This window comes from Streptomyces griseus (genome assembly GCF_900460065.1).
Classification (GTDB): Bacteria; Actinomycetota; Actinomycetes; order Streptomycetales; family Streptomycetaceae; genus Streptomyces; species Streptomyces griseus.
Genome location: NZ_UAVD01000023.1, coordinates 190,338 through 216,759, shown reverse-complemented (window position 1 = coordinate 216,759; position 26,422 = coordinate 190,338). Strand labels below are relative to the sequence as shown.

Annotated in this window: 20 protein-coding genes and 3 rRNA genes; 8 read left to right on the top strand and 15 right to left on the bottom strand. The window is 68.5% G+C overall.

The features are described from left to right. Window positions 1–307: 307 nt before the first annotated feature. Complete coding sequence (locus tag DTB53_RS10270; protein WP_012381478.1) at window positions 308–1,339, bottom strand: HAD-IIA family hydrolase; 1,032 nt, start codon at window positions 1,337–1,339, stop codon at window positions 308–310. A gap of 70 nt (window positions 1,340–1,409) precedes the next feature. Here DTB53_RS10270 and DTB53_RS10265 point away from each other — a divergent pair, with 70 nt between their 5' ends. Continuing rightward, on the top strand, window positions 1,410–2,690 hold the full coding sequence (locus DTB53_RS10265) for a DUF1015 family protein (RefSeq protein WP_003970013.1): 1,281 nt from the start codon (window positions 1,410–1,412) through the stop codon (window positions 2,688–2,690). 71 nt (window positions 2,691–2,761) lie between these two features. Here the strand turns inward: DTB53_RS10265 and DTB53_RS37875 are convergent, their stop codons facing one another. The 6 genes from DTB53_RS37875 to DTB53_RS10230 all read right to left on the bottom strand — a co-directional run bounded on the left by DTB53_RS37875 (window position 2,762) and on the right by DTB53_RS10230 (window position 11,405). Continuing rightward, window positions 2,762–3,463, bottom strand: coding sequence for a tetratricopeptide repeat protein (locus tag DTB53_RS37875; RefSeq protein WP_012381477.1), 702 nt, complete (start codon window positions 3,461–3,463; stop codon window positions 2,762–2,764). Beyond that, entirely contained in the window at window positions 3,460–4,563 is a 1,104-nt protein-coding gene (locus DTB53_RS37980) for a hypothetical protein (RefSeq protein ID WP_198409281.1), read from the bottom strand. The genes DTB53_RS37875 and DTB53_RS37980 overlap by 4 nt, the downstream gene beginning before the upstream one ends. 315 nt (window positions 4,564–4,878) lie before the next feature. Continuing rightward, a 5S ribosomal RNA gene (gene rrf / locus DTB53_RS10250) occupies window positions 4,879–4,995 on the bottom strand. Between the two features lie 111 nt (window positions 4,996–5,106). Next, window positions 5,107–8,232 (bottom strand): 23S ribosomal RNA (locus tag DTB53_RS10245). A 306-nt stretch (window positions 8,233–8,538) separates the two neighbouring features. Next, window positions 8,539–10,064 (bottom strand): 16S ribosomal RNA (locus tag DTB53_RS10240). The 16S, 23S and 5S rRNA genes sit together here, the layout of an rRNA operon. Window positions 10,065–10,751: 687 nt before the next feature. Continuing rightward, a complete protein-coding gene (locus DTB53_RS10230; protein ID WP_012381475.1) occupies window positions 10,752–11,405 on the bottom strand; it encodes a DNA-3-methyladenine glycosylase in 654 nt (217 codons plus the stop codon). 87 nt (window positions 11,406–11,492) lie between these two features. Between DTB53_RS10230 and DTB53_RS10225 the strand changes: the two genes are divergently transcribed. The 3 genes from DTB53_RS10225 (at window position 11,493) to DTB53_RS10215 (ending at window position 13,528) form a co-directional block, all read left to right on the top strand. Then, entirely contained in the window at window positions 11,493–12,275 is a 783-nt protein-coding gene (locus tag DTB53_RS10225) for a sporulation protein (protein ID WP_003970009.1), read from the top strand. A 65-nt stretch (window positions 12,276–12,340) separates the two neighbouring features. Next, entirely contained in the window at window positions 12,341–12,877 is a 537-nt protein-coding gene (locus tag DTB53_RS10220) for a YbhB/YbcL family Raf kinase inhibitor-like protein (RefSeq protein WP_042497449.1), read from the top strand. 138 nt (window positions 12,878–13,015) lie between these two features. Continuing rightward, window positions 13,016–13,528, top strand: a complete 513-nt coding sequence (locus DTB53_RS10215; RefSeq protein WP_003970007.1) for an HNH endonuclease — start codon at window positions 13,016–13,018, stop codon at window positions 13,526–13,528. Between the two features lie 62 nt (window positions 13,529–13,590). Here the strand turns inward: DTB53_RS10215 and DTB53_RS10210 are convergent, their stop codons facing one another. The 4 genes from DTB53_RS10210 to DTB53_RS10195 all read right to left on the bottom strand — a co-directional run bounded on the left by DTB53_RS10210 (window position 13,591) and on the right by DTB53_RS10195 (window position 16,995). Next, window positions 13,591–14,358: a sulfite exporter TauE/SafE family protein gene (locus tag DTB53_RS10210; RefSeq protein ID WP_042498842.1), complete on the bottom strand. Its 768-nt coding sequence runs from the start codon at window positions 14,356–14,358 to the stop codon at window positions 13,591–13,593. 84 nt (window positions 14,359–14,442) lie between these two features. Beyond that, window positions 14,443–15,423, bottom strand: coding sequence for an SPFH domain-containing protein (locus DTB53_RS10205; RefSeq protein WP_003970005.1), 981 nt, complete (start codon window positions 15,421–15,423; stop codon window positions 14,443–14,445). A gap of 165 nt (window positions 15,424–15,588) precedes the next feature. Then, window positions 15,589–16,017, bottom strand: a complete 429-nt coding sequence (locus DTB53_RS10200) for an NfeD family protein (protein WP_030704999.1) — start codon at window positions 16,015–16,017, stop codon at window positions 15,589–15,591. A 180-nt stretch (window positions 16,018–16,197) separates the two neighbouring features. After that, on the bottom strand, window positions 16,198–16,995 hold the full coding sequence (locus tag DTB53_RS10195; protein ID WP_003970003.1) for an ABC transporter ATP-binding protein: 798 nt from the start codon (window positions 16,993–16,995) through the stop codon (window positions 16,198–16,200). A 132-nt stretch (window positions 16,996–17,127) separates the two neighbouring features. Here DTB53_RS10195 and DTB53_RS10190 point away from each other — a divergent pair, with 132 nt between their 5' ends. Beyond that, the gene (locus DTB53_RS10190; protein WP_012381471.1) at window positions 17,128–17,913 is read left to right on the top strand and encodes an Rv1486c family protein; all 786 of its coding nucleotides are present in this window, start codon (window positions 17,128–17,130) and stop codon (window positions 17,911–17,913) included. 179 nt (window positions 17,914–18,092) lie between these two features. Here the strand turns inward: DTB53_RS10190 and DTB53_RS10185 are convergent, their stop codons facing one another. The 3 genes from DTB53_RS10185 to DTB53_RS10175 form a co-directional block, all read right to left on the bottom strand. Further along, a complete protein-coding gene (locus DTB53_RS10185) occupies window positions 18,093–18,344 on the bottom strand; it encodes a chaplin (protein ID WP_012381470.1) in 252 nt (83 codons plus the stop codon). 144 nt (window positions 18,345–18,488) lie between these two features. Beyond that, the gene (locus DTB53_RS10180; RefSeq protein ID WP_003970000.1) at window positions 18,489–19,133 is read right to left on the bottom strand and encodes a response regulator; all 645 of its coding nucleotides are present in this window, start codon (window positions 19,131–19,133) and stop codon (window positions 18,489–18,491) included. Then, window positions 19,126–20,271, bottom strand: coding sequence for a GAF domain-containing sensor histidine kinase (locus tag DTB53_RS10175; protein ID WP_003969999.1), 1,146 nt, complete (start codon window positions 20,269–20,271; stop codon window positions 19,126–19,128). The genes DTB53_RS10180 and DTB53_RS10175 overlap by 8 nt, the downstream gene beginning before the upstream one ends. Before the next feature lie 241 nt (window positions 20,272–20,512). On the opposite strand from DTB53_RS10175, the gene DTB53_RS10170 reads away from it, so the two are divergent. From DTB53_RS10170 to DTB53_RS10160, 3 genes are all read left to right on the top strand, one after another. Further along, complete coding sequence (locus tag DTB53_RS10170) at window positions 20,513–21,238, top strand: SDR family NAD(P)-dependent oxidoreductase (protein WP_012381469.1); 726 nt, start codon at window positions 20,513–20,515, stop codon at window positions 21,236–21,238. After that, window positions 21,235–22,557, top strand: coding sequence for an S-adenosylmethionine:tRNA ribosyltransferase-isomerase (locus DTB53_RS10165; RefSeq protein WP_012381468.1), 1,323 nt, complete (start codon window positions 21,235–21,237; stop codon window positions 22,555–22,557). The genes DTB53_RS10170 and DTB53_RS10165 overlap by 4 nt, the downstream gene beginning before the upstream one ends. 273 nt (window positions 22,558–22,830) lie before the next feature. After that, window positions 22,831–23,628, top strand: coding sequence for a transglycosylase SLT domain-containing protein (locus DTB53_RS10160; protein WP_003969996.1), 798 nt, complete (start codon window positions 22,831–22,833; stop codon window positions 23,626–23,628). A gap of 116 nt (window positions 23,629–23,744) precedes the next feature. On the opposite strand, the gene DTB53_RS10155 is transcribed toward DTB53_RS10160, so the two are convergent. Then, window positions 23,745–26,339 (bottom strand): ABC transporter ATP-binding protein/permease, encoded by a 2,595-nt coding sequence (locus DTB53_RS10155; protein ID WP_012381467.1) that lies wholly within the window; start codon window positions 26,337–26,339, stop codon window positions 23,745–23,747. Between the last annotated feature and the right edge of the window lie 83 nt (window positions 26,340–26,422).

The window sequence follows — 26,422 nt, the reverse complement described above, 5'->3', positions numbered from 1 at the left end:
GGAGTCGGTGAGGTGGAGCGGCACGGCGCGGGGCACGGGCGGACCACCGAGCAGCACCAGGTTAGGTTAACCTATCTTCCTCTTCGCGCCACGGGTCCCGGGCCACCGCCCCACCCGCTCAACGCCTGCGCGCGCCAGGGGCGTCGGGCCGTGCCGCCCCCGACGCGCGGGCGGCACCGGGGCCGGTCCGCCGGGCGGCTTCAGGAGTCGGTGGGGCGGACGGCACCGAGGGTCGGCCCGGCGGACGGCCTCGGGAGTCGGTACGGCGGGGGCACCGGAAGTCGGTCCGCCGGGCGGCGCCGCGGTTTCAGAGTCCGAGCCCGGCGAGGGCCTTCCCCGTCTCCAGCCCGCACACACCCGCGCCGGCCGCGGTCCAGGCCGCCGCGCAGAGCGCCCGCAGCCCGTCGAGCGGCTCGCCCTCGCCCTCCAGCACCAGCCCGCCCCCGCGCACGGCGGCCGTCCAGCCCCCGCACCGATGGGCCCCACCGGCCGGCGTCACCTCGGGCTGCCCGGTCAGCAGCCCCCGCAGGTCCCGGTCCACATAGGTCGGACGGTGCTGCGGCGGGGCGGCCAGCAGCTGCGCCGCGTCGGTCACCCCGGTCAGCACCAGCAGCGAGTCCACGCCTCCGTTGAACGCGCCCTCGATGTCCGTGTCCAGCCGGTCCCCGACGACGATCGGCCGCTTCGCCCCGGTCCGCAGCACGGTCTCCCGGTGCATCGGCGGCAACGGCTTCCCGGCCACCTGCGGCTCGGCCCCGGTGGCGATCCGGACGACCTCGACGGCGGCCCCGTTCCCGGGGGCGATGCCCCGCGCGCCCGGAATGGTCAGGTCGGTGTTGGACGCGAACCACGGCAGCCCGCGCCGGATCGCGTAGCTCGCCTCGGCGAACCGCCCCCACGCCATGTCCTGTCCGCCGTACCCCTGGACCACGGCGGCCGGGTCGTCGTCCGCCGACTCCACCGGCACCAGCCCGCGCTCGCGCAGCGCGACCCGCAGCCCCTCGCCGCCGATCGCCAGCACCCGTGCCCCCGGCGGCAGTTGATCGGCGACCAGCCGGGCGACGGCCTGGGCCGAGGTGATCACGTCGGTGGGTTCGGCGGGCACCCCGAGCTCGGTCAGATGCCGCGCCACCGCGTCCGGCGTCCGCAGCGCGTTGTTGGTGACGTACGCGAGGTGCATGCCCCCGGTCCGCGCCCGGGCCAGCGACTCCACGGCGTGGCCGATGGCCTCGCCGCCCGCGTACACGACCCCGTCGAGGTCGAGGAGGGCCGTGTCGTACGCCTCGCTCAGCGCCGTGCTGCTCCCCGACGGCCGGGACCTGTCCTGCTGGTGGCTCATATGGCTCGCTCCTCTTCCACGCTTCTGCCCCGATCATCGCGTATGCCCTCTGCACACATACGATGCCCTGATGAACACTTCAGGCCCCGTCGACCAGGGGCTGCGGCTTTTCCCGTTCCGCGGACTGCGTTACGTCCCCGAGCGGGTCGGCAGCCTTGCCGCAGTGACCTCGCCCCCGTACGACGTGGTCGTCAGGCCCGACGGGCTGCACCACCTGGAGTCCGCGGATCCGCACAACATCGTGCGCCTCATCCTCCCCCAGGCGGACACGGCCCGGGACCGGCACCGGCAGGCGGCCGACACACTGGACCGCTGGCTGGCCGAGGGGGTCATCGCACCGGATCCGGACCCGGTGCTGTACGTCTACGAGCAGCGGAACGACGAGATCCTCCAGCGGGGCCTGATCGGGGCGCTGGCCCTCTCCCCCGCCGCCGAGGGCATCGTGCTGCCCCACGAGGACGTCATGGACGACGTCGTCGCGGACCGGGCGGAGCTGATGCGTACGACGGGGGCGCATCTGGAGCCGCTGCTGCTGACCTACCGCGGCGACGAGGGCGAGCCGACCGGGGCGGCGGCGGTCATCGAGCGCACGGTCCTGCGGGAACCGCTGCTCGCGACCACGACGGAGGACGGCTTCCGGCACCGCCTGTGGGCCGTGGCGGATCCGGCCGAACGGAGCGAGATCGCATCGGACCTCGCCCGGCACCAGGCGCTCATCGCCGACGGCCACCACCGCTGGGCCACCTATCTCCGGCTCCAGCGGGAGCAGAGCGCGCCCGGGCCGTGGGACCTCGGCCTCGTCCTCCTCGTCGACACGGCCCGCCACCCCCTCCAGGTCCGCGCCATCCACCGGCTGTTGCGCGGGCTGCCGGTCTCCCGGGCCCTGGAGGCGCTGACCGGACTCTTCCGCGTCCGGCCGGTCGAGGGGCCGCTCCCCGAAGCCCTCGACGCGCTGGCCGGAGCGGCGGCCGGGGGCAACGCGTTCCTCCTCGCCGGCGACGGCGGCTTCCACCTGGTGGACCGCCCCGATCCGGCCCTGCTGGCCCGCACCGTCCGGGCGGACCGCCCGGACGCCTGGCGCACCCTGGACGCGACGGTCCTGCACTCGGCGCTGCTCGACGACGTGTGGCGGATCCCGGACGCGCCGGAGCACATCGGATACCTCCACGACGCGGCGGCGGCCGTCGAACAGGCGGAGCGGCTCGACGCCACGGCGGTGCTGATGCATCCCGTACGCGAAGAGGTCGTCCGGGACCTGGCACGGCAGGGCGTCACCATGCCCCGCAAGTCGACGTCGTTCGGCCCGAAGCCGGCCACGGGCCTGGTCATGCGAAGCCTCAGCCTCGACTGACCGGCGGACCTGCACGGAACGCGAAGGGGGGCGGCACTCCGTTCGGAGTGCCGCCCCCCCTTCACCGGTCGCTAGGCCTTGCCCGGTCCGTCCGTGGGCCCGTCAAGGTCGTCGTCGTCCGCGTCGGCCACGTCCTCCTCGGCCGTCCCGTCGTCACCGAGGGCGTCGACGAACTCCACGCCGTCGAGGGCGGCGAGCCGGTCCGACGCATCGGTGGAACCGTCCTTGTCGGCCTCCAGCGCCTTCCCGAACCACTCCCGCGCCTCGTCCTCGCGCCCGGCCTCCAGCAGGGCGTCCGCGTACGCATAGCGCAGTCGCGGCGTCCACGACTGCACGGAGTTGGACGCGAGCTCGGGGCTCTGGAGCGTCACGATGGCGGCGTCGAGCTGCCCCATGTCACGGCGGGCCCCGGCGGCCACCAGCCGCATCTCGACCTGCCCGGCCTTGTCCAGCTTCTGCACCTCGGGCTCGCCGGCCATGGCCATCGCCCGCTCGGGACGCCCGAGCCCACGCTCGCAGTCCGCCATGACGGGCCACAGGTCCACGGACCCGGTCATCCGGCGGGACGCCCGGAACTCGGCGAGCGCCTCGGCGTACTTCTGCGTCGCGTACGCCGCGAAGCCGGCCGCCTCGCGCACGGCGGCGACGCGGGACGCGAGCCGGAGGGCGATACGGGAGTACGCGTACGCCTCCTCGGGGTCCTCGTCGATCAGCCGGGCCACCATGACCAGGTTGCGCGCGACGTCCTCGGCAAGGGTCTTCGGCAGGCTCATGAGCTCCTGGCGTACGTCCTTGTCGATCTCGTCGCCCGTGACGTCGTCCGGGATCGGCAGCCGCTTGATCGGCTCACGATCGCGGTCGCCGCCCCGGTCGTCGCGTCCCCGGAAACCACCGCGGTCCCGGTCGTCACGACGACCGCCGCGGTATCCGCCCCGGTCCCTGTCGCCACCACGGTTGTCGTCACGGCGGAACCCACCGCCGGAGCCACCACCGCGGTTGTCGTCACGGCGGAATCCACCGCCGGAGGGCCGGTTGTCGTCGCGACGGAAACCGCCACCGGAAGGCCGGTCGTCGTCACGACGCGGGCCGCGCGGCCGGTCGTCACGACGGTCGAAACCACCACCGGGACGGCCACCACGGTCATCACGCTGCTGACCACCCCGGTACCCACCACGGTCGTCATCACGACGAGGTCCGCGATCGCGGTCGCCACCGCGGTTGTCGTCACGGCGGAACCCACCGCCGGAGCCACCACCCCGGTTGTCGTCGCGACGGAATCCACCACCGGAGGGCCGGTTGTCGTCACGGCGGAAACCGCCACCGGAAGGCCGATCGTCGTCACGACGCGGACCACGGGGCCGGTCGTCACGACGGTCGAAACCACCACCGGGACGGCCACCACGGTCATCACGCTGCTGACCACCCCGGTACCCACCACGGTCATCATCACGACGGAACCCACCACCGGAGGGCCGGCTGTCGTCACGACGGAAACCGCCACCGGAAGGCCGATCGTCGTCACGACGCGGACCCCGAGGCCGGTCGTCACGACGCTCGAAGCCACCACCACGGTTGTCGTCGCGGCGGAACCCACCGCCGGAGCCACCACCACGGTTGTCATCCCGGCGGAACCCACCACCGCGGTTGTCATCCCGGCGGAAACCGCCACCGGAAGGCCGATCGTCGTCACGACGCGGACCACGGGGCCGGTCGTCACGACGGTCGAAACCACCGCCCGGACGGCCACCACGGTCATCACGCTGCTGACCACCCCGGTACCCACCACGGTCGTCATCACGACGGAACCCACCACCGGAGCCACCGCCCCGGCTGTCGTCACGACGCGGGCCGCGATCGCGGTCCCGGTCGTCACGACGGAAGCCACCGCCGGCGCCGGAAGGCCGGTTGTCATCACGGCGGAAGCTGCCTCGGTCGTTGTCGCGTCGAGGTGCTCCGGAGCCGGACCGGTCGTCACGACCACCGCGGTAACCGCCCCTGTCACCGCCGTCCCGGCGACGCGGCTCGCGCTCCGGACGATCGTCGGGAGAGTTGGTGGACATGGGTGTGACTCCTGTCTTCGGGTACCACAGACATTCTCGCGCAGCCGACCAGCCGACGCGCTTCGGGAAAAACAAAAGGACCCTTGGTCCCAGCGTTGAACGCTGGGACCAAGGGTCCTTGAAAGATTGTTCGGCGGCGTCCTACTCTCCCACAGGGTCCCCCCTGAAGTACCATCGGCGCTGAAAGGCTTAGCTTCCGGGTTCGGAATGTAACCGGGCGTTTCCCTAACGCAATGACCACCGAAACCCTATCGGGTTCTAGCGAACAAGCACACTCTTCAATTAAGTAGTGAAACTGTTCAACCGGTGCGATAACTGTTCGCAACCCGGGAACAACACAGTGGACGCGAGCAACTGAGGACAAGCCCTCGGCCTATTAGTACCAGTCAGCTCCACCCGTTACCGGGCTTCCACATCTGGCCTATCAACCCAGTCGTCTACTGGGAGCCTTAACCCTTCAAGAGGGTGGGAATACTCATCTCGAAGCAGGCTTCCCGCTTAGATGCTTTCAGCGGTTATCCTTTCCGAACGTAGCCAACCAGCCATGCCCTTGGCAGGACAACTGGCACACCAGAGGTTCGTCCGTCCCGGTCCTCTCGTACTAGGGACAGCCCTTCTCAATATTCCTACGCGCACAGCGGATAGGGACCGAACTGTCTCACGACGTTCTAAACCCAGCTCGCGTACCGCTTTAATGGGCGAACAGCCCAACCCTTGGGACCGACTCCAGCCCCAGGATGCGACGAGCCGACATCGAGGTGCCAAACCATCCCGTCGATATGGACTCTTGGGGAAGATCAGCCTGTTATCCCCGGGGTACCTTTTATCCGTTGAGCGACAGCGCTTCCACAAGCCACTGCCGGATCACTAGTCCCGACTTTCGTCCCTGCTCGACCCGTCGGTCTCACAGTCAAGCTCCCTTGTGCACTTACACTCAACACCTGATTGCCAACCAGGCTGAGGGAACCTTTGGGCGCCTCCGTTACTCTTTAGGAGGCAACCGCCCCAGTTAAACTACCCATCAGACACTGTCCCTGATCCGGATCACGGACCCAGGTTAGACATCCAGCACGACCAGAGTGGTATTTCAACGACGACTCCACAACCACTGGCGTGGCCGCTTCAAAGTCTCCCACCTATCCTACACAAGCCGAACCGAACACCAATATCAAACTATAGTAAAGGTCCCGGGGTCTTTCCGTCCTGCTGCGCGAAACGAGCATCTTTACTCGTAGTGCAATTTCACCGGGCCTATGGTTGAGACAGTCGAGAAGTCGTTACGCCATTCGTGCAGGTCGGAACTTACCCGACAAGGAATTTCGCTACCTTAGGATGGTTATAGTTACCACCGCCGTTTACTGGCGCTTAAGTTCTCAGCTTCGCCGACCCGAAAGTCAGCTAACCGGTCCCCTTAACGTTCCAGCACCGGGCAGGCGTCAGTCCGTATACATCGCCTTACGGCTTCGCACGGACCTGTGTTTTTAGTAAACAGTCGCTTCTCGCTGGTCTCTGCGGCCACCCCCAGCTCACCGAGTAAATCGGATCACCAGTGATGGCCCCCCTTCTCCCGAAGTTACGGGGGCATTTTGCCGAGTTCCTTAACCATAGTTCACCCGAACGCCTCGGTATTCTCTACCTGACCACCTGAGTCGGTTTAGGGTACGGGCCGCCATGAAACTCGCTAGAGGCTTTTCTCGACAGCATAGGATCATCCACTTCACCACAATCGGCTCGGCATCAGGTCTCAGACTTATATGCACGACGGATTTGCCTACCGTGCGTCCTACACCCTTACCCCGGGACAACCACCGCCCGGGCTGGACTACCTTCCTGCGTCACCCCATCGCTTACCTACTACAAGTCTGGTTCATCGGCTCCACCACTACCCTCAACTCCGAAGAGATCGGGCCGGCTTCACGGACTTAGCATCGCCTGATTCAGTACTGGGCGTTTCAAAGCGGGTACCGGAATATCAACCGGTTGTCCATCGACTACGCCTGTCGGCCTCGCCTTAGGTCCCGACTTACCCTGGGCAGATCAGCTTGACCCAGGAACCCTTAGTCAATCGGCGCACACGTTTCTCACGTGTGTATCGCTACTCATGCCTGCATTCTCACTCGTGAACCGTCCACAACTCGCTTCCGCGGCTGCTTCACCCGGCACACGACGCTCCCCTACCCATCCGTACTCCCGTTGGGGATACATGTACGAATGACACGACTTCGGCGGTACGCTTGAGCCCCGCTACATTGTCGGCGCGGAATCACTTGACCAGTGAGCTATTACGCACTCTTTCAAGGGTGGCTGCTTCTAAGCCAACCTCCTGGTTGTCTCTGCGACTCCACATCCTTTCCCACTTAGCGTACGCTTAGGGGCCTTAGTCGATGCTCTGGGCTGTTTCCCTCTCGACCATGGAGCTTATCCCCCACAGTCTCACTGCCGTGCTCTCACTTACCGGCATTCGGAGTTTGGCTAAGGTCAGTAACCCGGTAGGGCCCATCGCCTATCCAGTGCTCTACCTCCGGCAAGAAACACACGACGCTGCACCTAAATGCATTTCGGGGAGAACCAGCTATCACGGAGTTTGATTGGCCTTTCACCCCTAACCACAGGTCATCCCCCAGGTTTTCAACCCTGGTGGGTTCGGTCCTCCACGAAGTCTTACCTCCGCTTCAACCTGCCCATGGCTAGATCACTCCGCTTCGGGTCTAGAGCGTGCAACTCAACCGCCCTGTTCGGACTCGCTTTCGCTACGGCTTCCCCACACGGGTTAACCTCGCTACACACCGCTAACTCGCAGGCTCATTCTTCAAAAGGCACGCAGTCACGACTGACAGCACAAGTGCTGCCAGCGACGCTCCCACGGCTTGTAGGCACACGGTTTCAGGTACTATTTCACTCCGCTCCCGCGGTACTTTTCACCATTCCCTCACGGTACTATCCGCTATCGGTCACCAGGGAATATTTAGGCTTAGCGGGTGGTCCCGCCAGATTCACACGGGATTTCTCGGGCCCCGTGCTACTTGGGTGTCTCTCAAACGAGCCGTCAATGTTTCAGCTACGGGGGTCTTACCCTCTACGCCGGACCTTTCGCATGTCCTTCGCCTACATCAACGGTTTCTGACTCGCCTCACAGCCGGCAGACTGTGAAAGAGAGATCCCACAACCCCGCATGCGCAACCCCTGCCGGGTATCACACGCATACGGTTTGGCCTCATCCAGTTTCGCTCGCCACTACTCCCGGAATCACGGTTGTTTTCTCTTCCTGAGGGTACTGAGATGTTTCACTTCCCCTCGTTCCCTCCACACTGCCTATGTGTTCAGCAGCGGGTGACAGCCCATGACGACTGCCGGGTTTCCCCATTCGGAAACCCCCGGATCAAAGCTTGGTTGACAGCTCCCCGGGGACTATCGTGGCCTCCCACGTCCTTCATCGGTTCCTGGTGCCAAGGCATCCACCGTGCGCCCTTAAAAACTTGGCCACAGATGCTCGCGTCCACTGTGCAGTTCTCAAGCAACGACCAGCCACCCATCACCCCGCCCTGAAGGCGAGTTCACTGGGGCCGGCGTCGAAGGCAGCCTTATCGGCCGTACCTTCAGACACCCAACAGCGCGCCCAGTACCTGTCATTCATTCGGTTCACTTTCCACGCTCCGAGGAGCAGTACTCGTGTCCCGGCTGAACCAGCAGGTACTGAATAGTCAACGTTCCACCCATGAGCTGACCACCGTCGAACATTTGCCGACGTAGTGGCTCTGGATTCCTTGCGGAATCTAGATGCTCCTTAGAAAGGAGGTGATCCAGCCGCACCTTCCGGTACGGCTACCTTGTTACGACTTCGTCCCAATCGCCAGTCCCACCTTCGACAGCTCCCTCCCACAAGGGGTTGGGCCACCGGCTTCGGGTGTTACCGACTTTCGTGACGTGACGGGCGGTGTGTACAAGGCCCGGGAACGTATTCACCGCAGCAATGCTGATCTGCGATTACTAGCAACTCCGACTTCATGGGGTCGAGTTGCAGACCCCAATCCGAACTGAGACCGGCTTTTTGAGATTCGCTCCGCCTCGCGGCATCGCAGCTCATTGTACCGGCCATTGTAGCACGTGTGCAGCCCAAGACATAAGGGGCATGATGACTTGACGTCGTCCCCACCTTCCTCCGAGTTGACCCCGGCAGTCTCCTGTGAGTCCCCATCACCCCGAAGGGCATGCTGGCAACACAGAACAAGGGTTGCGCTCGTTGCGGGACTTAACCCAACATCTCACGACACGAGCTGACGACAGCCATGCACCACCTGTATACCGACCACAAGGGGGGCACCATCTCTGATGCTTTCCGGTATATGTCAAGCCTTGGTAAGGTTCTTCGCGTTGCGTCGAATTAAGCCACATGCTCCGCTGCTTGTGCGGGCCCCCGTCAATTCCTTTGAGTTTTAGCCTTGCGGCCGTACTCCCCAGGCGGGGAACTTAATGCGTTAGCTGCGGCACCGACGACGTGGAATGTCGCCAACACCTAGTTCCCAACGTTTACGGCGTGGACTACCAGGGTATCTAATCCTGTTCGCTCCCCACGCTTTCGCTCCTCAGCGTCAGTAATGGCCCAGAGATCCGCCTTCGCCACCGGTGTTCCTCCTGATATCTGCGCATTTCACCGCTACACCAGGAATTCCGATCTCCCCTACCACACTCTAGCTAGCCCGTATCGAATGCAGACCCGGGGTTAAGCCCCGGGCTTTCACATCCGACGTGACAAGCCGCCTACGAGCTCTTTACGCCCAATAATTCCGGACAACGCTTGCGCCCTACGTATTACCGCGGCTGCTGGCACGTAGTTAGCCGGCGCTTCTTCTGCAGGTACCGTCACTCTCGCTTCTTCCCTGCTGAAAGAGGTTTACAACCCGAAGGCCGTCATCCCTCACGCGGCGTCGCTGCATCAGGCTTTCGCCCATTGTGCAATATTCCCCACTGCTGCCTCCCGTAGGAGTCTGGGCCGTGTCTCAGTCCCAGTGTGGCCGGTCGCCCTCTCAGGCCGGCTACCCGTCGTCGCCTTGGTAGGCCATTACCCCACCAACAAGCTGATAGGCCGCGGGCTCATCCTTCACCGCCGGAGCTTTTAACCCCGTCCCATGCGGGACAGAGTGTTATCCGGTATTAGACCCCGTTTCCAGGGCTTGTCCCAGAGTGAAGGGCAGATTGCCCACGTGTTACTCACCCGTTCGCCACTAATCCACCCCGAAAGGCTTCATCGTTCGACTTGCATGTGTTAAGCACGCCGCCAGCGTTCGTCCTGAGCCAGGATCAAACTCTCCGTGAATGTTTACCCGTAATCGGGTGCACACATCACGAGAGCGGAACAACCGGTCGGAATAAGACCCGTTGTTCACAGCGTCCTCGCTGTGTATTGCCTGCCGCCACCCACAACGGGGCGGAACGACAGGACTTTCAAAGGAACCACCAACCTGCCGAAGCAGGCCGGGGTATCAACATATCTGGCGTTGACTTTTGGCACGCTGTTGAGTTCTCAAGGAACGGACGCTTCCTTCGGTCCCGTTTCACCGGGCCCCTCCGGGCGCTTCCCTTCGGTACTGCTCTGTTTCGCTGTCTTGCGTTTCCGACTCTATCAGACTCTTTCGTGTCCGATTCCCGGTCGAAGCGGGCCGTGCAGTTTCGCTTTCCAGGTCCTTCGCTTTCGCGTTTTCCCTTTCCGGCGAGTCCGACTTTACCAGACTCTTTTTCGTTCCGTTTCCGGTCCGAAGGTGATTTCTGGTGGCCTGCGGAAGGCCTTGCCTTTCGGCGTGTTCACTACGTTAGCCGATTCGCTTGGCAACTCATAATCGAGCCGATAGGGCGAATACAGGCATGCCGAATTCGCACCCGCCAGGGTGAGTCGTAGGTAGTGGTTTGGCCGCTTCAGGTGGCTCGATTCGGTCCGATGGACTGTGCCGATAGCTGTACCCGTGTCAAGCGGCTCGGACTACATTAGGCGTCTGCCGCAGGCGCGTCAAGTTGCCTTGCGGCTCGGACGGCGGCGCGGTGCGTGCGCGCGGTACGGACTCACCGTGGGGTCCCCGTCGATCCAGAAGCGCCACGGCTGGTGGGCTCCGTCGCCGCCCACCCCCGTGCGGGGGCCGCTCCGTACGAGGTCACGCGGCGGCGGGGTGCCGTGCAGTACGGACAGGGCCGGGGCCGGGCCGCCGAAGAGATCGCTGCCGTTCAGGGCACGGTCGACATCGAGGGCGGTGGCCAGTCGGGCCGGACCTTTGGCCAGTTCCTTGTCATTGCGGGCCGAGACCCGTCGGTCGCGGGCCAGATGGGCGCCGACGGCGATCTCGCCGGCCCGGAGCAGAACCCCGCTGGCGTGTCCGTCCGGGCCGCAGACCAGGTTGAGGCAGTGCCACATCCCGTACGTGAAGTAGACGTACGTGTGGCCGGGCGGCCCGAACATCGTGCTGTTGCGGGCTGTGCGACCGCGGAAGGCGTGCGATCCGGGGTCGACCTCGCCCGCGTACGCCTCCACCTCGGTCAGGCGGAGCTCGATCGTGCCCGCCGGCTCCCGGCGTACGAGGGTGCGGCCGAGCAGGTCCGGAGCGACCTCCAGGACGTCGCGGTCGAAGAAGTCTCGCGTCAGTGGAGTGCGGTCCAGGCTTTTGGTCATGGCCTCCGAGGGTACTGGGATCGCTCCGACGGGAACCGGCTACCGTCGTGGCGCGTATGTAGGGGTCAGAACCTAGAAGGAGTGACTATGGGCTTCAAGCGGCTGCTCGCGAGCATGGGTGCCGGCGGTGCCTCGGTGGAGACCGAGCTCACCGAGGTGAACGTCGTCCCCGGTGGGATCGTCCAGGGCGAGGTCCGGATCCAGGGCGGTTCGGTCGCCCAGCAGATCGAGGGACTCAACGTCGGGCTCCAGGCGCGGGTCGAGGTCGAGAGCGGGGACCAGGAGACCAAGCAGGACATCGAGTTCACCAAGCTGAACCTCGGCGGGGCCTTCGAGGTCCAGGCGGGCGCGGTGCACGTGGTGCCGTTCGGCCTGGAGATCCCGTGGGAGACGCCGATCACCATGTTCGGCGGCCAGCAGCTGCGTGGGATGAACATCGGGGTGACCACCGAGCTGGAGATCGCCCGCGCGCTGGACTCCGGTGACCTCGACCCGATCAACGTTCACCCGCTGCCGGCGCAGGAGGCCATCCTCAACGCCTTCGGCCAGCTGGGCTTCGGCTTCCGCAGCGCGGACATGGAGCGCGGTCACATCCGCGGCACGCGCCAGCGGCTGCCGTTCTACCAGGAGATCGAGTTCGTCCCGCCGACGCAGTACCGCGGGCTGCACCAGGTGGAGCTGACCTTCGTCGCCGACGACCGCGAGATGGACGTCATTCTGGAGATGGACAAGAAGCCTGGACTGTTCAGCGAGGGCAGCGACTCCTACCGCGCGTTCAAGGTGGGGCTGCACGACTACCAGGGCACCGACTGGGCCGCATACCTCAACCAGTGGCTCGCCCAGGTCGGCGGACAGCGCAACTGGCTCTGAGACCCGGTGCCGACCCCTAGGGTCGGACGGGAAGGCAGACGAATCGATCAGGAGAGGTGCGAGACGTGACCGAGTCGAAGAGGGCCCCGCTGCCGCACGACTTCCATCCGGAGGTGGCGGCGTTCACCGTGGTGAGCGACGACCTGGCCCCGGGGGCCGGACTGGGCGATGCCCAGGTGCTTGCGGGTGGGAACACTTCGCCGCAGTTGCGGTGGGAGGGTTTCCCCGAGGGGACCAAGAGTTTCGCCGTCACGTGCTTCGACCCGGACGCCCCGACGGGCAGCGGGTTCTGGCACTGGGTGCTCTTCGATGTCCCGGCCTCGGTGACGGAGCTTCCGGCCGGTGCGGGCAGCGGCACGTTCGAGGGGCTGCCGGCGGGGGCCGTCCAGGCCCGTAACGACTACGGCTCCAAGGATTTCGGTGGCGCCGCGCCGCCGCCCGGGGAGAACCACCGCTATGTGTTCACCGTGTACGCGGTGGACACCGAGAAGCTCGGTATCGACAGTGACGTGTCCCCCGCGGTCGCCGGGTTCAACCTTCGTTTCCACACGTTGGGGCGTGCTCAGCTGATCGGTGAGTACGAGGCTCCCTCCGGCGATTAGTTCGTCCGCTGTTTGCCCTGCTCTGGTCTTGGAGAGACCAGAGCAGGGCATTTTTTATTGCGTTGTCCATCGCGGCCTGCCCAGCCAGAGTTGATCCGGGCCTGCCAGGGGGCGGGCGGCACACGGGAGGTGGGCAGGATGCGTGACACGCTGGTTCTCAACGCGAGCTTCGAGCCGCTGTCGACAGTGACGCTCAACCGCGCGGTGGTCCTGATCCTGACGGACAAGGCCGTCGTCGAGCAGTCGCATCCCGAGCTCCGTATGCGTGGTGCCGCCGTGGACATTCCGGCGCCCCGGGTGATCAGGCTCTGCCGGTACGTACGGGTGCCGTTCCGAAGACAGGCGCCGTGGTCCAGAAGGGGTGTGCTGATACGGGACCAGCACCGGTGCGCGTACTGCGGGCGGCGGGCGTCCACCGTCGACCATGTGGTGCCGCGTGCCCAGGGCGGGCAGGACACCTGGCTGAACACGGTGGCCTCCTGTGCCGAGGACAACCACCGCAAGGCCGCCCGGACACCCGACCAGGCGGGGATGCCGCTGCTGAAACAGCCCTTCGTCCCCTCCCCCGCCGAGGCGATGCTGCTGGCGATGGGGGCAGGCGACCGCTCGGCGCTGCCGGAGTGGCTGGACCGGGCGGCCGCGGCGGCGTAGTCGGCGTACGCCTGGTGATGTAGGGAGGGGCCCGTCCCTGTGAGGGGGCGGGCCCACCTGTGTCAGCGGAGCAGCAGTTGGACGATGGCCGCCGTGCCGACGGCCACGATGAGGGCGCGCAGGACGGTGGGGCTCAGTCGGCGGCCGACCTTGGCGCCTATCTGGCCGCCGATGGCCGAGCCGACCGCGATGAGGACGACGGCCGTCCAGTCGAAGTGGGCGACGAACAGGAAGAACAGTGCGGCGATGGTGTTGACCACGGCCGCCAGGACGTTCTTGACGGCGTTGAGGCGCTGCATGGTGTCGTCGAGCAGCATGCCCATCAACGACAGGTAGATGATCCCCTGGGCGGCGGTGAAGTAGCCGCCGTAGACGCTGGCGAGCATCAGGCCCGCGAACAGGAGCGGACCGCCGTCGGTGCGGGGCGCGGCGCCGGTGTGTTCGCGGCGGCGCTGGACGGCTTTGCTGATGCGTGGTTGCAGGATCACCAGGACGAGGGCCAGGGCGACCAGGACCGGGACGATCGTCTCGAAGGCGGTGGAGGGCAGGGCGAGGAGCAGGGTCGCCCCGCAGAGGCCGCCGATCGCCGCGCCGACGCTCAGCTTGATGATGCGTCGGCGCTGTCCGGCGAGTTCCTTGCGGTAGCCGATGGCCCCGCTGATGGAGCCGGGGATGAGGCCCAGCGCGTTGGACACGGTCGCGGTGACCGGGGGGAGGCCGGTGGCGAGCAGGACGGGAAAGGTGATCAGGGTGCCCGAGCCGACGATCGTGTTGATCGTGCCCGCTCCGATGCCCGCCGCGAAGACGGCGAGTATTTCCCAGATGGACAAGGCCATCTCCTTCGGTGGTCAGTGACGCCTCCCCGCCATGAAGGTCGAGGGGCCTCACTGATCATGCACGAAGAGGCGTTCGGGTCAGGAGACCGGGGGTTCCTCGCGTCGTTCCACCGCGGGGGCGGGGATGCCGCCCTTGGGGCCCCCGCCGTTGCCACCGTCGCCGCCGGTGTTGAAGCCGGGAACACCGCCGCCGAGGTTGCCGAAGGCGCCGCTGAGGCCCTTGAGGGCGTCGCCGATCTCGCTGGGCACGATCCAGAGCTTGTTGGCGTCGCCCTCGGCGATCTTCGGGAGCATCTGGAGGTACTGGTACGAGAGGAGCTTCTGGTCCGGGTCCCCGGCGTGGATGGCCTCGAAGACCGTGCGGACGGCCTGGGCCTCACCTTCGGCGCGCAGGGCGGCGGCCTTGGCCTCGCCTTCGGCGCGCAGGATCGCGGACTGCTTCTCACCTTCGGCGGTGAGGATCTGGGACTGCCTGATGCCCTCGGCGGTGAGGATCGCGGCGCGCTTGTCGCGGTCGGCGCGCATCTGCTTCTCCATCGAGTCCTGGATGGAGGTCGGCGGCTCGATGGCCTTGAGCTCGACGCGGTTGACGCGGATGCCCCACTTGCCGGTCGCTTCGTCGAGGACTCCGCGCAGGGCGGCGTTGATCTCCTCGCGGGAGGTGAGGGTCCGCTCCAGGTCCATGCCGCCGATGATGTTGCGGAGGGTGGTGACGGTGAGCTGCTCGATCGCCTGGATGTAGCTGGCGACTTCGTAGGTCGCGGCGCGGGCGTCGGTGACCTGGTAGTAGATGACGGTGTCGATGTTGACGACCAGGTTGTCCTGGGTGATCACCGGCTGCGGCGGGAAGGGCACCACCTGTTCACGGAGGTCGATCCGGTTGCGGATCGAGTCGATGAACGGGACGACGATGTTCAGGCCCGCGTTCAGGGTGCGGGTGTAGCGGCCGAACCGCTCCACGATGGCGGCGCTGGCCTGCGGGATGACCTGAATCGTCTTGATCAGGGCGATGAAGACGAGCACCACCAGAATGATCAGGACGATGACGATCGCATTCATGGTGTCTCTCGTGCCCTTCGGTTGGCCGGCGGATCGCAATTATCGGGGTCGGTCCTCAGGTGCGGCCGGTGGTCGGCGTGCTGCGGGCCGGTCCGGTTCTCCATGATGATCGACATGATCGACTTCGATTCTGGCAGACCTGGGCCCGCCCCGTGCGCGCTTCGGTCACATGACGACGGCTGTTGCTCCGTCGATGTCCACGACATCGACCTGGCTGCCGGGGTCGAAGACCTGGTCGGAGTCGAGCGTGCGGGCCGACCAGACCTCGCCGGCGAGCTTGATACGGCCTCCGGAGGCCGTCACCTGTTCCAGCACGACGGCTTGACGCCCCTTCAGGGCGTCGATGCCGCTGGCGTGCCCGGTCTGTCCGGCCCGGTGTCTCGCGGCGATCGGGCGCACGACGGCGACCAGCGCGACCGAGACCAGGACGAAGACCAGAACCTGGGCGACGATTCCGCCGCCGAGGGCGGCGACGGCCGATGCGGCCACCGCCCCGACGGCGAACATCCCGAATTCGGGCATCGCGGTCAGGACGAGGGGGATGCCCAGCCCCACCGCGCCGATCAGCCACCACACCCATGCGTCGATGTCCACATGGTCATCGTAGGACTGTCGGTGCGTCACCGACAGGGCGCACGGGTGCCCAACTGCGGTGCACGGTCGGCCGATCGTGACGCCGGGTCCTGTCGTCGAGCTGCCGTCGTCGCCCGGAGGGCGGCCCTGCGGGCTCAGGTGCGTGCTCCCGGTGTGCCGGGTGCGGGGTCGGGGTCGGGGTCAGGAGAGCGGGAGGCCGTGGGCGGTGTAGCGGTCGCCGGTGTGCTCGACGATGAGCGGGAGACCGAAGCAGAGGGAGAGGTTGCGGGAGCTGAGCTCCGTCTCCATCGGGCCGGCCGCGAGGATCTTGCCCTGGCGGATCATCAGGACGTGGGTGAAGCCGGGGGCGATCTCCTCGACATGGTGGGTGACCATGATCATGGAGGGGGCGAACGGGTCGCGGGCGAGGCGGCCCAGGCGGCGTACGAGGTCCTCGCGCCCGCCGAGGTCGAGCCCGGCGGCGGGCTCGTCCAGGAGCAGCAGTTCGGGGTCGGTCATCATGGCGCGGGCGATCAGGGTGCGCTTGCGCTCTCCTTCGGAGAGCGTGCCGAACCTGCGGTCCAGGTACTCGGTCATGCCGAGGCGGTCGAGGAAGGCGCGGGCGCGCTCCTCGTCGACGGCTTCGTAGTTCTCGTGCCAGGTGGCGGTCATGCCGTACGCGGCGGTGAGGACCGTCTGCAGGACCGTCTGGCGCTTGGGCAGCTTGTCGGCCATCGCGACGCCCGCCATGCCGATCCGGGGGCGGAGCTCGAAGACGTCGGTGCCGACGCCGCCGAGCTGTTCGCCGAGGATCGTGGCCGTTCCCGTGCTCGGGAAGAGGTAGCTGGAGGCGAGGTTCAGGAGGGTCGTCTTGCCGGCCCCGTTGGGGCCCAGGATGACCCAGCGCTCCCCCTCCTTGACCGACCAGGAGACGTCGTCCACCAGAGCGCGTCCGTCGCGGACCACGGATACGTCCACCAGCTCCAGTACATCGCTCATGGCGCGTTGTCTCCCCATGCAGTCTCGTCGATCGTCGCGTGCCGGTGGGCACGGCTCCCAGGGAAAACCTACGCCACCGCGCGAGTGCTTCAGGCGTGAGGGCCGTTCCCAGGCGTTGCCTAGGCTGTCGGCATGCTTGTCGAACCACGTTCAGGACTGTTGGCCGCTTGGGGAAACGCGCTTCTGGCGGGACTCGTCTCGCCGGACGAGGCGGCCCTCGCGATTGTCGGGGAGGACGCGGTGCACCGCGTCGACGGACTGCCGGGCGAGGTGGGCCCGGTGGGGCTCACGCTGGCGCTCGGCCGGCTGAGGGGGTTGGGGGCGACCGGGTTCCGGGTCGCGTTGCCGGTGCCGGGGCATCCGCTGGGGCTGAGCGGTCCGCCCGATTTCAACGCGCGGGCGCTGGAGGCGGAGGAGGCGGTGGTCGCCTACGGGGTGCCGTACGGGCTGGTGCCTGAGGTCGCCGAGGCGGGGCCGGCCGGTGATGTCCACGTCGAGGTGGTGTGGCGGGTGCTGCCGGTACGGGAGGCGCCGCCCGCGGACGTGCCGTCGCTGGGTGAGGCGGAGCGGGAGCTGGCGGAGGCGTTGCGGGATGCGACGGCGGTGCTGTCGCGGCTGGACGTGGCCGGTTCCGGACCGGTGGCGGAGGCCGCGGTGGACGCGTACCGGGCGCGGGCGGAGCGGGGGCGCGAGGTGCTGGCGCCGGGGTATCCGCCGCGGGCGGTGCGGGTGCTGGAGATGGCGCAGCGGGTGGGGCTGCTGGTCTCGGTGGCGTACGAGAACGGGCACGGGGGTGCGGTGAGCGCGTCGGAGATCGCGGCGCGGGGGGAGGCGTTGCGGCCGGTGGAACGGGTGGCTCGGCGGGCGCAGGTGGCGGCCTACAACGCGTACGTGGAGGGCGGGGAGGTTCGGCGGTAGGCCCGCGGGCCTCTGTCCTCGAGCGCCGGACGGGCTGAGTGGGTGCGGCCCGCCCGCTGGAGTGGGGTGTCGGGGCGGCCGGAGTGGGGTGCCGGGGCCCCGCCGGCGTGGGGCGGCGAAAGCCGGACGGCCCTGGGGGGTGCAGGGGCGTCCGGCTTTCGGGAGGGGCTGGGGGTGGGTCAGTGGTTGAGGCCGAGGTTGCCGAAGGCCGGGTTGAGCAGGCCCACCACGTTGACCGTGTTGCCGACCACGTTGACCGGGACGGCGACCGGAACCTGGGCGAGGTTGCCGCTGGCGACACCCGGGGAGTGGGTGGCCACGCCGTGCGCGTCGGCGCCGCTGTGGCCGGTGGCGGAGGCGGCTCCGGCGCCGGCGGCGATCAGCCCGCCCGCGATCATGGTGACGGCGGCGGCCTTCTTCAGGTTCTTCACTTCAGGTTCCTCCTAGAAAGGCTGCGACAAGCCGTCGCAGCACGCCCTGGAGAACGCCCCGCACCCCGGAAGGATGCGCCGTACGGGTGACATACACCCGACAGTATGAATCTCAGTCCGGACGGGAACCCGGGGGCGTCGACGTCAGCCCGCCGCTCCGTTCCGTACCGCCCACAGCGCCGCCTGGGTCCGGTCGGCCACGTCGAGCTTCATCAGGATGTTCGACACATGCGTCTTGACCGTCTTCTCCGAGAGGACGAACGCACGGGCGATCTCGCGGTTGGAACGTCCGTCCGCGATGAGGCCGAGCACTTCGCGTTCCCGTTCGGTGAGCGTGCTTCCCCGGCCCGTGCCGGTGCCCGCGTCGTCCTGGGCGAGCAGCGCTCCCGCCACCTCCGGCTGGAGCAGGACGTGCCCGGCGTGGACCGAGCGGATCGCCCCGGCCAGGGCGTCCGGGTCGACGTCCTTGTAGACGTACCCGGAGGCTCCGGCGCGCAGGGCGGGGACCACCGTGCGCTGCTCGGTGAAGCTGGTGACGATGAGGACCTTCGCGGGGTTGTCGAGCTCCCGGAGGCGGCGCAGGGCCTCGATGCCGTCGGTGCCGGGCATCTTGATGTCCATCAGCACCACGTCGGGGCGGAGCTCCTCGGTCCGGGCCACGCCCTCCGCACCGTCGGACGCCTCGCCGACGACCTCTATGTCCTCCTGGATCTCCAGGAAGGTCCGCAGTCCGCGGCGGACCACCTGGTGGTCGTCGACCAGCAGCACCCTGATGATCTTGTCAGCCACCGGGGACCTCCATCTCGATCGTGGCGCCCTTGCCGGGCTCCGAGGCAACGGTGAGTCGGCCGCCGACGCTGTTCGCCCGGTGGCGCATGGAGACGAGGCCGAGGTGGCGGCCCGCCCTCCGTACGGCGGTGGGGTCAAAGCCCGCCCCGTCGTCGGTGACGCGGAGGACGGTGCCGGTGCCGCGCCGGGCCAGGGTGACGCTCACGCGCTCCGCACCGGAGTGGCGCAGGGCGTTGTGGAGGGCCTCCTGCGCGACCCGGAGCAGCGCTTCCTCCTGGGCGGCGGGCAGCGCGCGCACTCCGCCGCTCTCGAAGGCGACCTCGGCGGCGTGCGCCCGGTCCAGGACCTGGATCTGGGTGCGGAGGGTGGCGATGAGCCCGTCCTCGTCGAGGGCGGCGGGACGCAGCTCCACGACGGCGGCCCGCAGCTCGTCGACCGCCTCGGCGGCGAGGGCGGCGACCTGCTGGAGTTCCCCCTTGGCCCGGGCCGGGTCGCGGTCGACGAGGGCGGTGGCGGCCTGGGCGGTGAGGCGGAGCGAGAACAGCTTCTGGCTGACCGCGTCGTGCAGTTCGTGGGCCAGCCGGGAGCGCTCCTCGGCGATGGTCAGTTCACGGCTGCGCTCGTAGAGCCGGGCGTTGGTGAGTGCGATGGCGGCGTGCTGGGCGAGCATCTGGAGCAGTTCCTCGTCCTCGGCGGTGAAGCCGCAGCCGCCCTCGGGCTTGGGGCACAGCTTGTTGGCGAGGAACAGCGCGCCGATGATCTCGTCGCCGTCCGTGATGGGCAGGCCGAGGAAGTCGGACATGTCGGGGTGGGCGTCGGGCCAGCCCTCGAAGCGGGGGTCCTCGCGGACGTCGGCGAGGCGTTCGGGCTTCGCCTGGTGGAGCATCGCGGCGAGGATGCCGTGCTGGCGGGGCAGCGGACCGATGGCCTTCCACTGCTCGTCGCTGACGCCGTCGACCACGAACTGGGCGAAGCCGCCGTGGTCGTCCGGGACGCCGAGGGCCGCGTACTGGGCGTCGAGCAGTTCACGGGCGGAGGCGACGATCGTCTTGAGGACGTCGCCCACTTCCAGGTGCCGGCTCATGGCGAGGAGCGCGGCACTCACCGCGGCGAGGCCCGACGGTGGGCGGTGACTCATGGGATCACCGTACCGGCGGCGCCCCGCGGCCGTATCGGACCGGGGTCGGTGGTGGGTGTGCGGGTGGCCTAGGTCCGTGCGGTGGAGCCCTCCGCCGGAGGTCGTAGGACTGCTCGGGACCTAAGCCGAAGTACCGGGGGCGGCTGCGGCCGCGGGGCGAGGCGTGGTGCGGCCGGGGCTTCCTACGGTGGATTCGCCGGGGCCTCCCGGCGGACGCCGAGGTACGAAGGGGACGGTCGCCATGCCGGTCGCACTGATCACGGGTGGTTCGAAGGGACTGGGACGCGCGCTGGCCGCGGAACTGGCCGGGCAGGGGTGGGACCTGGTGCTGGACGCCCGGACCGCCGGGGTGCTGGAGGAGACGGCGCGGGACTTGCGCGGGCGGTTCGGTACGCGGGTGGTGGCGGTTCCCGGGGACGTCACGGACGCGGCGCACCGGGCGGATCTGGTGGCGGCCGCCGGGGCGCTGGGCGGTCTCGATCTGCTGGTCAGCAACGCGAGCGTGCTGGGCGCGGAACCGCTGGTCCGGCTGGACGCGCTGCCGCTGGAGGGGCTGAGGCGGGCGCTGGAGACGAATGTGGTGGCGGCGCTCGGTCTCGTGCAGGAGGCGTTGCCGTCGCTGCGGGCCGCGGAGGCGGGGGCGGTGGTGGTGATCAGCTCGGACGCGGCGGCGGAGCCGTATCCGACGTGGGGCGGTTACGGGGCGTCGAAGGCGGCGCTGGACCAGTTGGCGGCGGTGCTGGGGGCGGAGGAGCCCGGACTGCGGGTGTGGGCGGTCGACCCGGGTGACATGGGTACGGACCTGTACGCCGCGGCGGTCCCCGAGGAGGCGGACGAGGTGCGGCCGACGCCGGAGAGCGTGGCGCCCGCGTTCCTGCGGCTGATCCGGGAGCGGCCGGCCGGCGGCCGGTTCGCCGCTCCGGCCCTGCTGGAGGGATGGGCGGGACCGGGCGGGGGCCCGCGGTGACCGGGCGGGAGCGGTACCCGGAGCGGGTGGCGACGGGCGGGGCGCGGGACGGCGGGCCGGGCCCCGGCTCGGCAGGAGCGGGCGGGGCCCCGGTCGACGGAACCGCGCGGCCGGGGGCCGGGGGCGACGGGCCGGAGGCCCCGGAGGCGTGGCGCGGGTCGGAGAGCCCGGTGGCGCCGCGCGGGCCGGAGGCTCCGGCGGCATCGCGCGGGCCGGAGAGCCCGGTGGCGTGGCGGGTGCCGGACGCCCTGTCGGCCCGGGTGCCGGCCGAGCAGCGGGGGTCGGGGCGTGACGACGTACGGCTGCTCGTGTCACGCGGGTGCGCGGTGTCGCACCATGCGTTCCGGGAGCTGCCCGGGCAGGTGCGGGCCGGGGACGTGCTGGTGGTGAACACGTCCATGACGCTGCCCGCCGCCGTGAACGGAAGGGTGGGCGGGGAGCGGGTCGTCGTGCACTTCTCCACGCGGGGTGCCGACGGGCGGTGGGCGGTGGAGCTGCGGGCCCCGGGCCGGGCGGGGGCCACCGGGCCGCGCCCGGGCGGGCCCGCGGGGGCGGTGGTGCGGTTGCCGGGTGGGCGGGCCCTGGTCCTGGAGGAGCCGCTGGGGCCCGTGGCGGGGGCGCGGCTGTGGTGGGCGCGGACGCCGGAGCGGGTGCCGGAGCTGTTGCGGCGGTACGGACGGCCGATCCGGTACGGGTATACGGAGCGGGACCAGCCGCTGTCGGCGTACCGGACGGTGTTCGCGACGCCCTCGCAGGACGGGAGCGGTTCGGCGGAGATGCCCAGTGCCGGGCGCCCTTTCACGGCCGCGCTGGTGGCGGGGCTGGTGCGCCGGGGGGTGCTGTTCGCTCCGCTGTCCCTGCATACGGGGGTGGCTTCGGCGGAGGCGCACGAGCCGCCGTACCCGGAGAGGTTCGCGGTGCCGGCGGCGACCGCGTGGCTGGTGAACGCGGTGCGGGCGGCGCGCGGCGGGGACCGTGCGGCGGGCGGGCGGGTGATCGCGGTGGGCACGACCGCCGTGCGGGCGCTGGAGTCGGCGGCGGGGGCGGACGGGGTGGTCCGGCAGGCCGAGGGGTGGACGGACCTGGTGGTGACGCCCCGGCGGGGCGTCCGGGTGGTGGACGGGCTGCTGACCGGGCTGCACGAGCCGGAGGCCTCGCATCTGCTGATGCTGGAGGCGGTGGCGGGGCGCGAGGCGCTGCGCCTCGGGTACGAGGCGGCGCTCCAGGAGCGGTACCTCTGGCATGAGTTCGGGGACGTCCACCTCATCCTGCCGGATGAGGAACGTGACGCTCCGAATTGCTTCAGCAACGAATGGTGAGACCGCCGCCTCGCCGATGTGAGCCCAGGCATAGGGTCTACGTCACTTACGAACGCCCCTAGTGGGCGCATAAGGGCGATTCGAGCAGGAGCACATGGGGGTCAATTCGGACTAACGGGACCCTGTTCCACTACGCATCTTCGTACGTCACACCTTTGCCACAGGATTTTGCTGCCGCTAAGAATTGCTCTCGTCCCCGACGGAGGTACGCATCACCGCCTCCGGTCTCGTCCTCCGTGAGGACACCCTGAGCATTCGAAGAGGTAGCCCTACATGTCTGCGACTCGCATACCCAGCCGTGTCCGTCGTCTGAACAAGGTCCAGAAGATCTCCGTGGCCGGTGTGTCGGCCCTGGGCGTCGCCGCCCTGACCTTCTCGCTCGTCCCGTCGAACGCCGAGGCCGAGGTCTCCCCGCAGGCGGCGGCAGCCGCCGCGCCGGTCGCCTTCACCAACGCCGCGGGTTCCGCCCAGGCCAAGACCGTGCAGAACAGCATGCTGGAGCAGCACTCCACCGCCGAGCAGCTGGTGAAGGCCGCCGACGCCGCGAAGGCGAAGGCCGCCGCCGAGACCAAGGCCGCCGCCGCGAAGGCGAAGGCCGCGTCCGAGGCGAAGGCCAAGGCCGCCGCGGACGCCAAGGCGAAGGCGAAGGCCGCCGCCGACGCGAAGGACAAGGCCGCCAAGGCCAAGGCGGACGCGGAGAAGCGCGGCACCGAGGCCGCGAACCGCTCCACCGCGCGCAAGCCCGTCTACGCGAACAACCTGGACGGCTGGATCCGCGAGGCCATGTCGATCATGAAGAAGGAAGGCATCCCCGGCTCCTACGAGGGGATCCACCGCAACATCATCCGGGAGTCCAGCGGTAACCGCTGGGCCATCAACAACTGGGACATCAACGCCCGGAACGGCATCCCCTCCAAGGGTCTGCTCCAGGTGATCCAGCCGACCTTCGACCGCTACCACGTGGCGGGCACCAAGAAGGACCTGTACGACCCGGTCGCCAACATCGTCGCCGCCTGCAACTACGCGGCCGACCGCTACGGCTCCATGGACAACGTCAACAGCGCGTACTGAGCCCAGCCGTACACACGCCGAGGCCGGCACCCCGCGGGGTGCCGGCCTCGGCGTCGTCCCTGTCCGGGTCGGTGCCCGCGGACCTCGCCGCGGACCCGGACCCGGCCCGGACCTGACTACTTGCGCATGACCTCGGGCTCGTGGCGCCGCAGGAGGCGTGCGACCGCGATGCCGCAGATCACGCCGAGCGCGAGCAGCACGGTGATGTTGATGCCCCACTGGCTCGCGCTGTGCTCCCACAGCGGGTCCAGGTCGGTGGGGTTCTTCGGGTCCCACGGCGGCATCAGGTGCGCCAGGTCCAGCGTGGTGCCGGCCGCGGCCATCGCCCAGCGGGACGGCATCAGCCAGGCGAACTGCTCCAGGCCGGGCGACCCGTACACCTGGAAGAGCACACCGGTGAAGACGACCTGGATGATCGCGAACATGACCAGCAGCGGCATGGTCTTCTCGGCGGTCCTCACCAGCGAGGAGATGACCAGGCCGAACATCATCGAGGTGAAGCCCAGCGCGATGATCGAGAGGCAGATCTCGACGGCCGGCGGCATGATCAGCCCCTCCGCGGGCAGATCGCGGGTGGCGAAGCCGATGGCGCAGATGATCACGCCCTGGAAGGCGGTGATCACGCCGAGGACGATCACCTTGGACATCAGGTACGCGGAGCGGGAGAGGCCGGTGGCCCGCTCACGCTCGTAGATGACCCGTTCCTTGATCAGTTCTCGTACGGAGTTGGCCGCGCCGGAGAAGCACATGCCGACCGCGAGGATCAGCATGATCGTTCCGGCCTTGCCGTTGAACCGGGACGGCGGGTCGGGCTCCGCGAGGCCGAACTCCGCCGGGATGACCACGCTGACCACGCCCAGCACGGCGGGCAGGATCAGCATCAGGCCCATGAAGCCCTTGTCGGACGCGATGACGGAGGAGTACCTCCGGATCAGCGTCCACAGCTGCGCCCCCCAGCCCTGCGGCTTCGGCGGGCGCATCTGCTGCGGGGGCGGCATGTTGACCGGCTGGGCCGCGACCGCGTCGATGTCGGCGGCGTACATCTGGTAGTGCTGCGAACCGCGCCAGCGGCCCGCCCAGTCGTAGTCGCGGTAGTTCTCGAAGGCGGAGAAGACGTCGGCCCAGCTGGTGTAGCCGAAGAAGTTCAGCGCCTCCTCCGGCGGGCCGAAGTAGGCCACGGAACCGCCGGGGGCCATCACGAGGAGCTTGTCGCAGATCGCCAGCTCGGCGACCGAGTGCGTGACCACCAGGACCGTGCGGCCGTCGTCGGCGAGGCCGCGCAGGAGCTGCATGACATCGCGGTCCATGCCCGGGTCGAGGCCGGAGGTCGGCTCGTCCAGGAAGATCAGCGAGGGCTTGGTGAGCAGCTCCAGGGCGACCGAGACGCGCTTGCGCTGGCCGCCGGAGAGCGACGTGATCTTCTTGTCCTTGTGGATGTCGAGCTTGAGCTCGGCGAGGACCTCGGTGATCCGGGACTGGCGCTCGGCCTCGGTGGTGTCCGCGGGGAAGCGGAGCTTGGCCGCGTACTTGAGGGCCTTGGTGACGGACAGTTCCTTGTGCAGGATGTCGTCCTGCGGGACCAGACCGATGCGCTGGCGCAGCTCGGCGAACTGCTTGTACAGGTTTCGGTTGTCGTAGAGGACGTCACCCTGGTTGGCGGGCCGGTAGCCGGTGAGCGCCTTGAGCAGCGTGGACTTCCCGGAACCGGACGGGCCGATGACCGCGATCAGCGACTTCTCGGGGACGCCGAAGGAGACGTCCTTGAGGATCTGCTTCCCGCCGTCGACCGTCACCGTGAGGTGGCGGGCGGAGAAGGAGACCTCACCGGTGTCGACGAACTCTTCCAGCCGGTCCCCGACCAGGCGGAACGTCGAGTGGCCGACGCCGACGATGTCGTTCGGGCCGATGAGCGCCGAGCCGGACTTCTGGAGCGGCAGACCGTTGACGTAGGTGCCGTTGTGCGATCCGAGGTCGCGGATCTCGAAGCGGCCGTCGGGCGTCGCGTGGAACTCGGCGTGGTGGCGCGAGACCTGGAGGTCGGAGACGACCAGCTCGTTCTCCAGCGCACGACCGATGCGCATGACCCGGCCGAGGGCCAGCTGGTGGAACGTGGTCGGGCTGCGGTCGCCGTAGACCGGCGGCGCCCCCGCGGCACCGCCCTGTCCCGGTCCGGCCGGATGCCCGGGGCTCTGCTGGTGCGGCACCTTCTGGTGCGAGGACTGCTGCGGCGGGACCTGCTGCGGTGCCTGCGGCTGCTGCTGCCAGGCCTGCTGCTGGGCGGGGGCCTGGTGCGCGGGAGCCTGCTGTCCGTGCCAGCCCGCGCCGCTCCCCTGGGGCTGGTGGTGCGGCTGCTGCAGGGGGGCCTGCTGTGCACCGGCCGCGTGGCCGCCGGCGGCACCGGCGCCCGCGGCGGCGCTGAGGCTCACCCGGGGGCCGTCGGTGGCGTTGCCGAGGTGCAGCACCGAGCCGGGGCCGATTTCCACCTGCTGGATCCGCTGACCCCGCACATAGGTGCCGTTGGTGCTGCCGTGGTCCTCGATGAACCAACTACGGCCGCTCCAGCTGATCGTGGCATGCCGCCACGACACCCTGGCGTCGTCGATCGCCAGGTCTCCCTGCGGATCACGTCCAAGGGTGTACGACCTGGACGGATCGAGCGTCCAGGTGTTGCCATTCAATTCCAGTACGAGTTCCGGCACTCCGCGCCCCACTTGTTGTCCCCCGTGTTACCCCCGTCGCAGGGAGTCTAGGGATGCTGAACATCGTGGGGAACTATTCCAGGACCAGTCCCCTA